Source organism: Oribacterium sp. NK2B42, from assembly GCF_000424445.1.
Classification (GTDB): Bacteria; Bacillota; Clostridia; order Lachnospirales; family Lachnospiraceae; genus Oribacterium.
In genome coordinates this window covers 13,136-28,268 of sequence record NZ_AUJX01000009.1, presented here as the reverse complement: position 1 = coordinate 28,268, position 15,133 = coordinate 13,136, and the positions used below count along the sequence as shown (strand labels likewise).

Below are 15,133 nucleotides of genomic sequence, written 5' to 3'. Positions count from 1 at the left end.
TAACAGCCATCCCGGTAATCTCTGCTATAGCTTCTCTTTATAACTCATTATCGTTTTAATTTAATTGATTAAATCCCAACCGTGTACTAAAATTTTATGCATATTGAATATTCGATATATATTGGAGGAACTTAATGGCAAAGGGTGATGTAATCATCCAATTGGTCAACATGGGCAAGGTATTCCACACAAGTTCCGGGGATGTTGTTGCGCTTGATGACATTAATTTGGATATAAAGGAGGGTTCCATACAGGGAATCATCGGACTTTCCGGCGCGGGAAAGTCAACACTTGTAAGATGTATAAACTATCTTGAGATACCCACAAGCGGTAAAGTTATTTTCGAGGGCAAGTCCCTCGGTGATCTTTCCGACAGGGAGGTTCGCGAAGCCAGAAGAAACATGGGTATGATCTTCCAGCAGTTTAACCTTCTGGATCAGCGTAATCTTCTGGATAATGTTACCTTCCCGCTGGAAATCGCAGGGACGGACAGAAAGAAGGCCAGGGAGAGAGCCATGGAACTGCTCAAACTTGTAGGTCTCGAAGACAGAGTTAAAAACTATCCGGCACAGCTTTCCGGAGGTCAGAAGCAGAGAGTGGCTATCGCAAGAGCCCTCGCCACAAATCCGAAGGTGCTCCTTTGTGATGAGGCGACCTCGGCCCTGGACCCGAAGACCACAACTCAGATACTTGAGCTTTTGAAGCAGATCAATCAGGAGATGGGAGTTACCGTCATAGTCATTACCCATCAGATGTCGGTTATCGAAGCCATCTGCGATTCCGTGGCCATCATTGACCACAGCCACATCGCAGAGAGCGGACCCGTGGCGGAGGTATTCAGCAACCCGAAGACGGAAATCGGCCGCAGGCTTATCCTTGGGGATGGTAATGCTGACTCCGTGAAGCCTGTGGATTTCGGGGCAGATACCAACCGGAAGATACGTATCGTTTTTGACGGCCATTCAGCTCACCAGCCTATTATTTCGGATCTGGTGCTCACCTGCAAGGTACCGGTAAACATCCTTTTGGCAAACACTAAGGAGGTTGAAGGTCAGGCAGTGGGGCAGATGGTGGTAGAGCTTCCCGGTGAAGAAGAGGATGCGGATAAGCTCCTGCATTATCTTAAGGACAACAGTATAAAGTTTGAGGAGGTGAACTGATGGACGCGTCATCAATTTCCATGTATTTAGAGGAGACCTGGGCGACCATTTACATGACACTCATCTCCAGCGCTATTTCATATCTTATAGGCATCCCTCTGGGAGTGATTCTGGTGGTGACGGATAAGGACGGCATCGCACCCTGCAATCCGGTGCACACGGCCCTGGGCGTGGTGATCAATATCTTCCGATCCATTCCATTCCTGATACTTCTGGTAATGGTTCTGCCGCTCACCAAATTCCTGGTGGGAACAACATTGGGACCCAAGGCCATCATTCCGCCCCTCATCATTGCTTCCGCACCTTACATAGGAAGAATGGTGGAATCCTCACTTAAAGAGGTAAGCGCCGGCGTTATCGAGGCCGCAAAGTCAATGGGTGCCAGCAACTGGCAGATTATTTACAAGGTGCTGATCCCGGAGGCAAAGCCAAGCCTTCTTGTGGGGGCCGCAATCTGTATCACAACCATCCTCAGTTATTCGGCTATGGCAGGTTTTGTAGGCGGCGGCGGACTCGGTGCCATCGCTCTCAACTACGGATATTACCGCTACAAGACAGACATCATGATGATCGCGGTTGTGATTCTTGTGGTGCTTGTGCAGATCATTCAGGAATTCTGGATGAGAGTTTCCAGGGCTACGGATAAGAGAGCAAGGAACTGACAGTGATTTTTTTGCCGGTGTTTTAATAAAAAACCCGGCTTAAAATAAAAAACATCCGATCCAGACATCGGTAAAAGGGAGGAACATTATGAAAAAGAATTTAACAGTAGTTTTTGCAGCAGTTCTTGCGGCAGCATCACTTGCAGCCTGCGGCTCATCAGAGACCAAGGCAACAACAGCTGCAGCAACAGAAGCAGCTTCAACAGCCGCAGCAACAGAGGCTCCAAAGGAGACAGAGACAGCAGGTGAGACAGAAGCTGCTAAGGAAACAGAGGCTGCCGCTGAAGCAGGCAGTGCCGTAGAGCCGCTTGCAGAGGCAGTAGACATTAAAATCGGTGCAACACCAAGCCCTCACGCAGAAATCCTCGAGCAGGCAAAGGATGAACTTGCAGCAGCAGGCATTAACCTTGACATCGTTGTTTACAATGATTACGTTCAACCAAACCTCGCTACAGATCAGGGCGAGATCCAGGCTAACTACTTCCAGCACCAGCCATATCTTGATGATTTCAATGCTGAGAACGGCACACACCTTACATCAGTAGGCGCTATCCACTATGAGCCGTTCGGAATCTATGCAGGAAAGGCTAATGATCTTTCAAACATCGCTGACAAGGCTCAGATCGCCGTTCCTAATGATACAACCAATGAGGCTCGTGCACTTCAGCTTCTTCAGGCTAACGGCATCATCACTCTTAAGGATGGTGTAGGTCTTACAGCTACAAAGCAGGATATCGTTGAGAATCCTCACAATGTTGAGATCCTTGAGGTTGAGGCTGCTCAGATCCCGAGATCTATCGAGTCAGTTGATTTTGCCTGCATGAATGGTAACTATGCTATCGAAGCCGGCTTCAAGCCTTCAGATGCGCTTGCTCAGGAGGATGCATCTTCAGAGGCTGCCCAGACTTATGCCAATGTTGTTGTAGTATCAGATTCTGACGCTGATTCAGAGTGGGCTAAGAAGCTTGTTGAGGTGCTTCAGTCTGAGAAGGTTTCTGAGTACATCACAAATACTTATGAGGGTGGAGTTATCCCGATGAAGTAATATTTACCACTACGTGGTGGAACAGAGCCGGAGGGCATCAATTTGAATGCGGGTCGCTGCGGCGGAAAAATATAAAATCGGACCTCTAAGAGGTCCGATTTTTATTTTTCTCGTTCTCGCTCCACGTATTCAAATTGATGCCCTCCGGCTCTGTTCAAATCTACGCTTTCTCTATATATGTATAGGGGAGGATATCATCACTACATCTAGTGATTGTATGTACTTGCGATTCAATTTGATTTTTAACGCAGAAACAAATATATGACAAAATTTAAGAGGTTTATTAAGTTCCTAAAAATCAAGTTGGAATTTTCAACAAAACATCTTAGAAACAGGCGAATGCCACGGAGACCGCGATATTACTTGATTTATACCCCTGTAATCTAAGAGAAATCGTGGGTGGATTTTTAGGTGGAAATTGCTAAAATTCTCCGTTTTTTACAAAAAATTGACTTTTGGATATTTGGTATTTAAATTCGGTGGAAATAGTAGTATAGTATTTCTGCACACAAGATATAGTGTTTTTAGAGACAAGAAAAACAATATTTGGTAAAAATGCTATAGAAGAAATATATTTTTGAAAATGCACTTAAGCTGATGAAATTACGAAATCATCAGAAGACGCGAGGCCGATGCATTGGCCCGGGAACAAAATATAATAAAGATTTTCGAGGTTCGGGTTAAAGGGAACCGGTCTGAAATTCTTTCCGCGGTGTGGATGTAAATAAAGGGGGAGCAGATATGGAAGTTTTAACAGAAGTCGTAAAACAGAATGTTATCAAACGTAACGGCAAGGAAGTTCAGTTTGATATTTCAAAGATCTCTAACGCTATCCGTAAGGCAAACAATGAGGTAGAGCCTATTTATCAGATGAATGAGTACCAGATCATGGGCATTTCCGAGAATGTTGCCGCAAAGTGCGCAAAGCTTAACAGAGCAGTATCGGTTGAAGAGATCCAGGATATGGTTGAGACCGGCATCATGGAGATGCGTGGTTATGAGGTTGCTCAGAAGTACGTGCGTTATCGTTACAAGAGAGAGATCGCACGTAAGTCAAACACAACCGATGATGAGATCCTTTCACTTATCGATCAGTCAAACGAGGAGCTGAAGCAGGAGAATTCCAACAAGAATCCTGTTATCAATTCTACACAGCGTGATTACATGGCAGGTGAAGTTTCCAAGGATCTTACAAAGAGACTTCTTCTTCCTGAGGATGTGGTAAGAGCTCACGACGAAGGCATTATCCACTTCCATGATTCTGACTACTTCGCTCAGAAGGAGCATAACTGTGACCTCGTAAACCTCGAGGACATGCTGATGAACGGCACGGTTATTTCACAGACCATGATCGAGAAGCCACACAGCTTCTACACAGCCTGCAACATCACAACTCAGATCATCGCGCAGGTTGCTTCCAACCAGTACGGCGGACAGTCATTTACATTGTCACACCTTGCTCCATTCGTAGACATTTCCCGTCAGAAGATCAGAAGCCAGGTTCAAGAGGAGAATGCTGAGGCCGGCGTTCAGATGACAGCCGAGCAGATCGGAAAGATCGTAGAAAAGCGTCTTCACGAGGAGATCACAAGAGGCGTTCAGACCATACAGTATCAGCTCATCACTCTCATGACCTGCAATGGCCAGGCTCCATTCGTTACCATGTTCATGTATCTCGATGAGGTTCCTGAGGGACAGACCAGAGATGACCTTGCGATGGTTATCGAGGAAGTTCTGAAGCAGAGAATGAAGGGGGTTAAGAATGAGAAGGGTGTCTGGATCACACCGGCATTCCCGAAGATCATTTACACGCTTGATGAGGATAATGTTTACCCTCAGTCAAGATACTATTACCTTACAGAGCTTGCTGCCAAGTGCACAGCCAAGAGAATGGTTCCGGATTACATCTCCGCTAAGAAGATGAAGGAATATAAGGGCGATGTTTATCCTTGCATGGGCTGCAGATCCTTCCTTACACCGGATAATGAGTCACTTGCAGAAGGGCTCTGCGATGCAGGCAACAAGTCCAACAGCAAGACCTATACAGAAGGAAAGCACAAGTACTACGGACGTTTCAACCAGGGCGTTGTAACCATTAACCTTGTAGACGTTGCGTGTTCAGCTCACGGAGATATGGATGAGTTCTGGAAGATCTTCGATGAGAGACTTGAACTCTGCCACAAGGCATTGAGACTCCGCCACGAGAGACTTAAGGGAACAACATCAGACGTTGCACCTATTCTCTGGCAGTACGGAGCTCTCGCAAGACTTAAGAAGGGCGAGAAGATCGACAAACTCCTTTATGGCAACTATTCAACAATTTCTCTCGGATATTCAGGCCTTTACGAGATGTGCGTACGCATGACAGGAAAGTCACACACAGATCCTGAGGCTAAGCCATTTGCCCTGAAGGTAATGCAGCACATGAATGATAAGTGCGCAGAGTGGAGAAAGGCAGAGAATATCAGCTACTCACTTTACGGCACACCGATGGAGTCCACAACCTACAAGTTTGCCAAGGCTCTTCAGAAGAGATTCGGAATCATCAAGGGTGTTACGGATCACAACTATGTAACAAACTCTTATCACGTAAATGTTCGTGAGGAGATCGATGCATTTACCAAGCTTAAGTTTGAGGCTGATTTCCAGAAGCTTTCACCGGGAGGAGCTATCTCTTACGTAGAGGTTCCCAACATGCAGAACAACATTCCTGCAGTACTCAGTCTCATCAAGTTCATCTATGATAACATCATGTATGCTGAGCTTAACACCAAGTCTGATTATTGCGAGTGCTGCGGCTATGACGGCGAGATCAGGATCATAGAGGACGATATGGGCAAGCTTGTCTGGGAGTGCCCTAACTGCGGAAACCGTGATCAGAGTAAGATGTCCGTTGCCAGAAGAACCTGCGGATACATAGGCACACAGTACTGGAACCAGGGTCGTACCCAGGAGATTAAGGACAGAGTGCTTCATCTGTAAAAAAATTTAAACGAGGAAAAATGAAAAAATTTTTTGACGAAAATTTTTTTAAAACTGAAACCGATGAAAAATAATTTTGCCACCATTAAATCAAAAAAATTTTAGACATACACCCCAATCGGAAAAGCTCCGACCTCGTTTTGAAGGTTGGAGCTTTTCTTTTGGCCAAAAACTAAATGGTTGACTCTCGGGATGATTTATTGAATAGAGGTCAATGATAATAAGCTCATGAAATGACTTATATCTGAAACAACTGGTTTGCAGTCAACAAATTTCATCTCTATAGGTGACTTGATTCATGGTTGATTCAAATGCGGTCATAGAAACACCCTGCGAACATTGACCTATCTTGGCAATTACATTATCAGAGTCATATAGGACCTCGAAAATAATTGATCCACTTGAGATATTTAATGATATGAGTCATATCCACCGGGGATGGGTCTTGCCGGCGAGAACCAACCCCGTCCCCCTGGTCCACCGGCTGAACTTTTACTTTTACCGGTTGATAGGTGAAAAATGTGTCTTATTTGATTTGATATTGCATTATATGCGTGTGAACAATTATAATAAACAAGTTATAGAAAATATAGAAGGAAAGATCAAGGAATCGAGTTATGAAAATAGGATTTTCAGAATTAATCATCATTTTCGTTGTGGCGCTCATCGTCATCGGTCCTGATAAGCTTCCTGAATATGCTAAAAAACTGGGAGAATCACTCAAAGCATTCAGGAATGTTTCAAACGATCTGACAAAGGACATCCGGGAATCGGTGATAGAACCTTTGGAAGAGGCACAGAAGCCCATAAAGGAAGCTATGCAGCCGGTTACCGAAGTGGCAGATGAGATCAAGAAGAATATCGATGATGTAAAGAAATCGGTGAATGACATCGGAAAACCTTCTTCAGTGAAGCCGGAGCCAAAGGCTGAAGAGAAGGCTGAGTCAGTTGAGACCGGAACTGAGAAGGCTGAGGAGAAATCTGAAGAAAAAGAATCTGCTGTGACAGACACTGAAAAGGAAGAGGAAAAAGAGTTTGAGACAGCTTCAGCGGATGCTGAAAAGACAGAGGGAAAATATGTTCAGGCTGACGCATCTGCAACTGATGTCTTAGAGATATCAGAGAAGACTGACAGTGCTTCCTCAGAGGCATCAGATGTGACAGACAATAAAGAAGGTTCATCCTCGAAATCTGCTCCGGCGGAAACTGAAGCAGCTAAGGCTGAAACATCACAGAAAGGTCAGGTCATCTGAGAAACCGGAAAAACTGCTACAGTCGTTAATTAAAGAGTATTTTGTTTTATAAAAGGAGCCAATTAGATCTGCATCCGTATGTCAGAGATAAACGGCAAAAACATGCGTTTATAAAAGGAGAAAATCATGAGAATCGGAACCCAGGAATTATTAATCGTACTTGCAATTGTTGTAATCGTATTTGGACCTACACAGCTTCCCAAGCTTACAAAGATGTTCGGAAAGTCTGTAAAGAGCTTCAGAGACGGTATAGCTGATTCAGAGGAAGAGAACAAGGACAAGGATAAGACAGTAAGCGAGACAAAGGCAGCAACTGATGAAAAGAAAGACTGAAAGAAAGCAGGCCGAAGGTGAGATGACTCTGAGCGGTCATCTGACGGAGCTTAGAAACCGCATTATCGTCATAGTAGTGGTGCTGGTGATAGCGATGTTCATAGGACTGGGACAGGCCGAGAAGATCGTGTCGGCGCTCCTCGATATCGGAAGAGCCAAGGGATATCAGTTTGTATATCTGGCACCTCAGGAGATGCTGATCCAGTTTTTCTCTATCTCCCTTATATTTGCGGCACTTATAGGACTTCCTCTCATATTCTATGAGGCATACGCATTTATGAGTCCGGGACTCAGGAAATCCGAAAAGCTGTTTTTTCTTCTGGCTATCATCTTCGGAATCGTTTTTGGATTTTTGGGAATACTTTTTGCCTACAAAGTACTGATTCCGTTTATGCTTTACTTCCTTTTGGATATGAGTAAAGGCGTAAGCGTCGCGGCAGCCATAAGTGTCGGAAATTATATTTCCTTCCTCATGACCATTTTTATCATCTTTGCGGTGATATTTGAGTTCCCTGTAGTCACGGTACTTCTCACTCAGATGGGAATACTGAAAGTAGAGTGGATGAAAAAAGCCCGCAAGGTAATGATCGTTGTGATCTTTATCATGGCAGCTATCGTTACACCGCCGGATGTAGTATCCCAGGTAATGGTGGCCCTGCCCATGATCCTTCTTTACGAGCTCAGCGTTATCCTTTGCACCATATTCGGAGTCTTCAAAAAGAAACCGGCTGAGGAATCTTCGGAGGATGGCGATGGAGAAGTTTGAAGTTGGTGAAGAAGTATACATAAAAGCAAAGATTGACAGAATCCCAGGCAGAGAGGCTGTGATGTACAGACTTGAGACTCCTGAAGGGACAGTTGTCTGGGCAAATGAACACGAAATCGAGAAACGAAAAGACTGATTGGGATTCAAAGAATATACAGGATCTATTGTAAAAAATAGTTTTCATCACTATTTGTGCTGCCGTTTGAAAGCGGCGGAATGAGGATTAGTGTGAAAAATAGTTTTCATCACTATTTGTGCCGCCGACCAAAGGCGGCGGAATGGGTATTAATATGAATTACGCGGAGATAAAGCATTTTGATATAGCAAACGGACCCGGAGTCAGACTCAGTCTCTTTGTCTCCGGCTGTACTCATGCATGTCCGGGGTGTTTTAACCGGATTGCCTGGTCTTTCGATTATGGAAAAGAATTCACTAAAGAAGTTGAGGACAGCATTCTGGATGAATTATCCGATGAAGCTTATCAGGGTCTTACGCTTTTAGGCGGAGAACCCTTTGAGCCTCAGAACCAAAAAGGGCTTGTATCCCTCGTAAAAAGATTTAAGGAAAGATATCCGGAAAAGGATCTCTGGATTTTCTCCGGTTACCTCTTTGATGAAGATATGCTGGGACGTATGTGGTCACAGGTTCCCGAAACCAGAGAAATCCTTGAAAGAACCGACGTTCTTGTGGACGGCGAATTCAAACAGGAGCTTAAGGATATCACACTTCTTTACAAGGGTTCCTCAAACCAGAGAACCATTGATGTCCAAAAGTCCCTCAAAGAAGGACACATCGTCCTTTGGAACCCGGGAGACAACCTCACAGTTTCAAAAACATCTCATCTGTAAAATTTGTTTTAATGTAATGTATATATAGCCGGAGAGTATTTATTTTAAAATATAAAGTTTCGAAAATAGCCGCCTTAGAACAACTAAGGTGGCTTTTTTCAGGTTCGTCCGACGACGCGCCCCGGTTTTAAATAGATACCCGCCGGCTCTGGCGTATTTTTTATTAAAATTGTAATCAAAATATAAATTCCCCATATAGACTTAATAAAAACTAAATGCTGCCGATATGAGAAATAGACAGTGTAAAAATCTTAGCAGAAATGCAAAAATTCATACCAGGCAGGAGGCAGTATGAGTAAATCAGGAAAGAGAAAGACAGAGAACGGCAATGGTAAATTTGTGAGCCTTGCTGTCCGCATACCCACCGTCGTTGTCGGTGCGGTTCTTGTCGTAATTGTGATCATTTGCATAGCTTTTGGTATCTTAACTACGAGATCCATCAATGAGCTTGCACAGAAACAGATCAGCAATGTTGCAAAGGAAAATGTTCTTACTATCCAGAAATATATGGATGGTATGAAGATGTATGCTGATACCCTTGGGGACGGCGTAATGAATTACAGGAAGCTGGGAAGAGAAGATGGAGAAGCAGCAATAGTAGGGGCACTGACAAGAGCTGTGGAATCCGGCAGGATTTTCTCCGCCTATTTTGCCTTTGAGCCTAATGCTTTTTTCAGTGGTACAGATAAAGGATTATCGTATTACGTATATAAAAGCGGAACCGGAACGGCAACGGATATCCTTTATGATTACGATTCCTATGGCGGGGCGGATTACTATGCACCTACCAAGGCAAGCCTCAGTACGCATCTTACGGATCCGTATGAATATGAGCTGTCAGACGGAACTGTAGTCTGGCTCATAACCTTAAGTACTCCAATTGTTGAAAACGGCAGATTCATCGGTGTCGCAAACTGCGATATGCTTGCGGACACGTTAAAGGATCTTGAATATACAAACGGCGATTACAAGACTTCCTATATGACTGTGACAGATGAGAATAATACATACATTGTTCATTCCAAGTTACCTGAAATGGTTGGACAGGTTGTGGATTTTGATGAAGCAATAGTCAAGCGTGTTATAGGTGGAGAAACAGTAATAAAGCCCCATGTCCAGGATAAGATTGACGGAGTATCAGCCATTGTAGTATTTGCTCCGGTGCAGCTGGAGGGATCGGATCTTCATTGGGTTCTTACAAATATAGTTCATAACTCGGAAGTATATGGCCCGGTTTATACATCTATACTGATAATCGTAGTGATAGGTTTAGTGGGCATCGTAGTTCTCGGATTTGTTGCTTTGACAGTTGTCCGTTCTTCCCTTGCGCCTATAAAGCCGCTTATGAAAACTGCGGAGGATGTGGGAGAATTCCGGCTTTCTGACTCCCGGAATGATTATGATTATCCAAACAATGAATTCGGAAAGCTGGCGGAGACCTTCCTTTCCATGTCTGATAACCTGAAGGCCATAATTACGGATGTGGGTGCGGTTCTCGGCGGAATGGCAGAAGGAGACTTTACTGCAAACAGCTCATGTCCGGAAAAGTATGTTGGGGACATGAAAAATGCCCTGATTTCCATTAACTCCATTCAGGATACCCTGGGGAATACTCTTAAGGATATAAGTGAATCTGCTGAGAGGGTGGCAGTGAATTCATCTCAGATCTCTGACGGATCACAGGCATTGGCACAGGGCGCTACCGAGCAGGCGGGCTCAGTTCAGGAGCTTAGCAGCACCATTAATGATGTAAGCGAAGAGGTTAAACATAATGCGGCCAATGCAGAAAACGCCAGCAGCATAGCACTCCGCACCAAGGAAGCCATTGCTGTAAGTAACGAAGAGATGAGCAAGCTTACAGCATCCATGGATTCTATAGAGGAAGCCTCCAATAAGATTCAGGATGTCATCAGCATCATTGACAATATCGCATTCCAGACCAACATTCTTTCACTTAATGCAGCCATAGAGGCTGCCAGAGCCGGTCAGGCAGGAAAAGGCTTTGCAGTTGTGGCGGATGAGGTTGGGAACCTTGCAAAACGCAGTCAGGAAGCGGCTCAGAGTACCAGCGATCTCATCCAGATGGTTACAGAGGCTGTAGACAGAGGAAAAGGCATCACCGATGATACGGCAGAAGCATTGGAAAGAGTTTCGGGCTATGCGGATGAGACCAATGACATGATCAAAGAGATTTCAGATGCATCTGTGAACCAGTCGGAGGCTCTTGAACAGATAAGCATCGGCATCAGCCAGATAGCAGAAGTAGTCCAGACCAATTCCTCAACCTCTGAGGAAAGCGCGGCAGCCAGCATTGAGCTTGCCAATGAAGCAAATGATCTGAAGGAAATCGTAAAGCCCTTCAGACTCAGGTAGTGGAAAGTATCAAGAGGTGAAAAGAGTATGTCTAATATAAGAAATGATAAAAATAAAAAAAGACCATACATGAGCCTTGCAGTGCAGATACCCATGGTGCTGGCAATTACCGTATTTGTAGTTATCGCCATAATGTGTATTGTTTTCGGAATAGTGACCTTCAAAAACATTGACACTATGGTTCAGGCCCAGATAGAAAACATCGCGGATCAGAACGTGGTTACGGTACAGAAATATGTCAGCGGTATCGAGATTTATGCAAGCTCTCTTGGCGACAGTATAATGAATTACCGCGAGATGGGAAAAGAAAAGGGCGAGGAGGCTATCCTTGAGGCCATGAAAGAGGCCGTTAATTCCGGAAAGGTATTTTCTGCCTACTATGCATTTGAGCCTAATGCTTTCTTCCCGGACACACCGAACGGACTTTCCTACTATGTTTACAAGAGCGGAGGCAGTCTGGGAACGGATATCCTTAATGATTATGACAGCTATGGTGGTGCCGACTATTACGTTCCCGCTAAGGAAAAAGGCCTCACCCATATAACAGATCCCTATGAGTGGACCTGTGAAGATGGTTCGGTTCTCCATCTGATCACGATTTCAACTCCTATTATGGATAATGGAAAGTTTATCGGAGTTTCAAACTGTGATGTGGAGCTTAGTTCCATGGAAAATCTGGAATACTCCAATGGCGGTTACAACAGTGCCTATGTAACTGTTAATGATTCCAACAAGACCTATCTGGCAAATTCGGGAGATCCTAAGACAGTTGGCACGGCGGCTGATTTTTCGGATTCCATCATTGAAAGCGTTACAGGCGGACAGAGACTCATTAAATCAGTTAAAGACAACATCGGCGGAAAGGATTCCTTTGCGATTTTCGTGCCGGTGAAGATGACAGGAACTGATATCAACTGGGTTCTTACCAGTATCGTTCATAAAGATGAAGTGAGAGCAGCGGTTTACCAGTCACTTTTGATCGTTGCCATCATAGGAATCATAGGAGTTGCGGCACTTGTGGTGATCTCTTCAATTGTGGTCAGAAGGTCCCTCGCTCCGGTTAAGCCTCTTATGAGGATAGCGGAGAATGTGGGCGAGTTCAGGCTTAGTGAGGTGGATGATAAATACAGGTATCCCAATGATGAGATCGGTGAGCTGGCAGGGACATTTACGCATATGGCAGAAAATCTCAAGAGGATCATAGACGATCTCGGATTCATGCTTTCTACCATGTCGCAGGGTGATTTCACTGTAGAAAGTACCTGCGCCGGGAATTATGTGGGGGATATGAGGACAGCCCTCGACTCCATGAATACCATCAAGTCTACCCTTGGCAGAACCCTTAAGGATATAAGTGTTACCGCGGGAAAGGTTTCAGATAATTCTTCACAGATTTCCGATGGCTCCCAGGCTCTGGCCCAGGGTGCCACCGAGCAGGCGGGTTCCGTTGAGGAGCTTAGCTCCACCATCAGTTCGGTAAACGACAAGGTGCAGACCAATGCTGCCAATGCCGAAAAGGCGAGCAAGATTGCCATGCGCACCAAGGATGCCATTACCGAGAGTAATCAGGAAATGCACAAGCTTACCTCTTCCATGGATGAGATCGAGGAGGCTTCCAACAAGATTCAGGATGTCATCAGCATCATCGATAATATCGCTTTCCAGACCAATATCCTTTCTCTCAATGCTGCCATCGAGGCTGCAAGAGCCGGTCAGGCAGGAAAAGGCTTTGCGGTTGTTGCCGATGAGGTAGGTAATCTTGCGAAGCGCAGTCAGGAAGCGGCTCAGAGCACAAGTGACCTTATCCAGATGGTTACAGAGGCTGTAAACAATGGTAAGGGTATCACTGATGATACCGCGGATGCCCTTGAAAAGGTTTCGGGCTTTGCGGATGAGACCAACGAGATGATCGGACAGATTTCCGAGGCATCAAAGAATCAGGCGAAGGCGCTTGAACAGATCAGTATCGGTATCGGACAGATTTCCGAGGTTGTACAGAACAACTCTTCAACCGCTGAGGAGAGCGCTGCCGCAAGTATCGAGCTTGCAAATGAGGCGAAGCGGCTATACGAGCTGGTGGAACACTTCAAGTTACCGTAATGAAATAATACGTACGACAGCGGGCAGCCAGCAGGGCTCATGGGTTAAACTATGAGCCCTGCCGGCTGCCCGCTGTTGTACTTGGTATTGTTATTTCCTTATCTGTTGATGCAATACAACTACTATATATGGTATAATGTTTGAAGCGACAGGGATTGGAGGGTTAACATATATGATGACTATTACTCAAATTAAAACTTTTGCGAAGAGGCAGCTGAGAGGAAACAAGCTGGCGGCGGCGGGGGCCATGATTTTGGTTTTTATCTGCACGATGCTTTGGTGTTCGGCGCTGTTTTCTGTTGTTTTTGTAGGTATCATCGGACCTTCTACGGGCAGGTTTGTGATTCCGGAACTGGCAAGGAATGAGAGACTGCAGCTTCTGTTTTATGTGGGGACGGGCATCATCATTGCTTCACTGCTGTTTCTGGGAATATATCTTTATTCCGGGCTGATGCTTGGCAGTCAGAAGCTTTACCTTAATATCGCTAAGGGCAGAAGAGTTTCGGCTTTCGATGTGTTCAGGGGCTTCTCGAATGGTGAACAGCTTAAGCATTATTTCTGGGTTATTCTCATCATTTATTTCATACAGTTTCTGATCATGGTTCCGGAAACGGTTATCGCTATCATTTCCGGCAAAGGTTCATCGGATTACAGAATCACAAGTACCATAACAACTTTTATCACATATATCGTTGCGCTTTTTCTCAGCATGTCATGTTTCGCCTCTGCCGATCATCCGGAAATGGGCGCATGGAAGGCTATCGGCGTTTCATTTCATCTTATGAGGAAAAGAAAGTTTAAGTTTATGTGTCTGGAGCTAAGCTTCCTGGGCTGGTTTGTGTTTGTGGTCATTACATTTGGTATAGCCGGTTTCTGGATCATTCCTTACTTCAACACTTCTCTCAGTATCTTTTATCTGAGCGCTTATGGTCAGGACTACATCAGTACTCCGAAGGATGTTTATGTAAGGGGGGATGCAAAGCCGGATTCAGTGAAGTCAGATGCAGTTAAGCCGGGTGTAGCTGAGGCGGAGATGGCGAGTTCCTCTTCAGATAAGTCTGACGATGCCGGTTCGATGGAATCAGAGTCAGAGAGGGCTAAAACCGGCAGGAGAAGCTTCGAGGAAGTGAGAAGTGAGTTCACGGATTTCGGAAGTGATGAGATGGATGCATCTGCCGAATACAACGAAAATGATGCAAATGCTTCCGGTGCTGATGGCGGTACGACAGAAAGCGTAGACGAAATTAGTAGTTTCCTAAATGAAAGAGATAGAGACGCGGGAAATTCTTTTGATGCAGGCCGGGAAGAGGCATTAGCTCAGCAAAAAGCAATAGATTCAGTGAAAACTTACAGTTCTTCTGAAGTAGGAGAAGCAGCATCGGAGGAGGTTAAAACCGGAAGTGCTTCTGAGGTTAGTACAGAAGCGTCATCAGGTGACGGATTAAAGAAAAACTACGATACCGAAGAGGATGCCTATTCTGCATATGTGCAGTGGAAAAAGGATCATGGCATCACAATTGATAATCCGGATCCATTCCACAACATTCACCATAATGGTAACCGGAATGACAATGCAGATGGTGAGGAGTAACGCATATTATATTTAGGGGA

Annotated in this window: 12 protein-coding genes; all 12 read left to right on the top strand. The window is 45.0% G+C overall.

The window, feature by feature from the left end; genetic code table 11:
* Positions 1-134 precede the first annotated feature (134 nt).
* Positions 135-1,160 carry a methionine ABC transporter ATP-binding protein gene (locus G625_RS0105040; RefSeq protein ID WP_029200240.1) on the top strand — a complete coding sequence of 342 codons (1,026 nt, stop codon included), beginning with the start codon at positions 135-137 and terminating at the stop codon, positions 1,158-1,160.
* Positions 1,160-1,822: a methionine ABC transporter permease gene (locus G625_RS0105035; RefSeq protein WP_029200239.1), complete on the top strand. Its 663-nt coding sequence runs from the start codon at positions 1,160-1,162 to the stop codon at positions 1,820-1,822. Before G625_RS0105040 ends, G625_RS0105035 begins: the two co-directional genes overlap by 1 nt.
* Positions 1,823-1,910: 88 nt before the next feature.
* Entirely contained in the window at positions 1,911-2,867 is a 957-nt protein-coding gene (locus tag G625_RS0105030) for a MetQ/NlpA family ABC transporter substrate-binding protein (RefSeq protein ID WP_029200238.1), read from the top strand.
* 741 nt (positions 2,868-3,608) lie between these two features.
* Positions 3,609-5,849 (top strand): anaerobic ribonucleoside-triphosphate reductase, encoded by a 2,241-nt coding sequence (gene nrdD / locus G625_RS0105020; protein ID WP_029200236.1) that lies wholly within the window; start codon positions 3,609-3,611, stop codon positions 5,847-5,849.
* 617 nt (positions 5,850-6,466) lie between these two features.
* Positions 6,467-7,102 (top strand): twin-arginine translocase TatA/TatE family subunit, encoded by a 636-nt coding sequence (locus G625_RS23595; RefSeq protein WP_049895731.1) that lies wholly within the window; start codon positions 6,467-6,469, stop codon positions 7,100-7,102.
* A 126-nt stretch (positions 7,103-7,228) separates the two neighbouring features.
* Complete coding sequence (locus tag G625_RS0105010; RefSeq protein WP_029200235.1) at positions 7,229-7,435, top strand: Sec-independent protein translocase subunit TatA/TatB; 207 nt, start codon at positions 7,229-7,231, stop codon at positions 7,433-7,435.
* Positions 7,419-8,201: a twin-arginine translocase subunit TatC gene (gene tatC, locus G625_RS0105005; RefSeq protein ID WP_044931675.1), complete on the top strand. Its 783-nt coding sequence runs from the start codon at positions 7,419-7,421 to the stop codon at positions 8,199-8,201. The genes G625_RS0105010 and tatC overlap by 17 nt, the downstream gene beginning before the upstream one ends.
* Positions 8,188-8,337, top strand: a complete 150-nt coding sequence (locus G625_RS22290; protein ID WP_156885037.1) for a hypothetical protein — start codon at positions 8,188-8,190, stop codon at positions 8,335-8,337. The genes tatC and G625_RS22290 overlap by 14 nt, the downstream gene beginning before the upstream one ends.
* Positions 8,338-8,491: 154 nt before the next feature.
* Positions 8,492-9,049, top strand: coding sequence for an anaerobic ribonucleoside-triphosphate reductase activating protein (gene nrdG / locus G625_RS0104995; RefSeq protein ID WP_029200233.1), 558 nt, complete (start codon positions 8,492-8,494; stop codon positions 9,047-9,049).
* A gap of 291 nt (positions 9,050-9,340) precedes the next feature.
* Positions 9,341-11,422: a methyl-accepting chemotaxis protein gene (locus G625_RS21025; protein WP_049895729.1), complete on the top strand. Its 2,082-nt coding sequence runs from the start codon at positions 9,341-9,343 to the stop codon at positions 11,420-11,422.
* 27 nt (positions 11,423-11,449) lie between these two features.
* Positions 11,450-13,522 carry a methyl-accepting chemotaxis protein gene (locus G625_RS18435; RefSeq protein WP_049895728.1) on the top strand — a complete coding sequence of 691 codons (2,073 nt, stop codon included), beginning with the start codon at positions 11,450-11,452 and terminating at the stop codon, positions 13,520-13,522.
* Between the two features lie 172 nt (positions 13,523-13,694).
* Entirely contained in the window at positions 13,695-15,113 is a 1,419-nt protein-coding gene (locus G625_RS0104980) for a DUF975 family protein (protein ID WP_029200232.1), read from the top strand.
* Positions 15,114-15,133 lie beyond the last annotated feature (20 nt).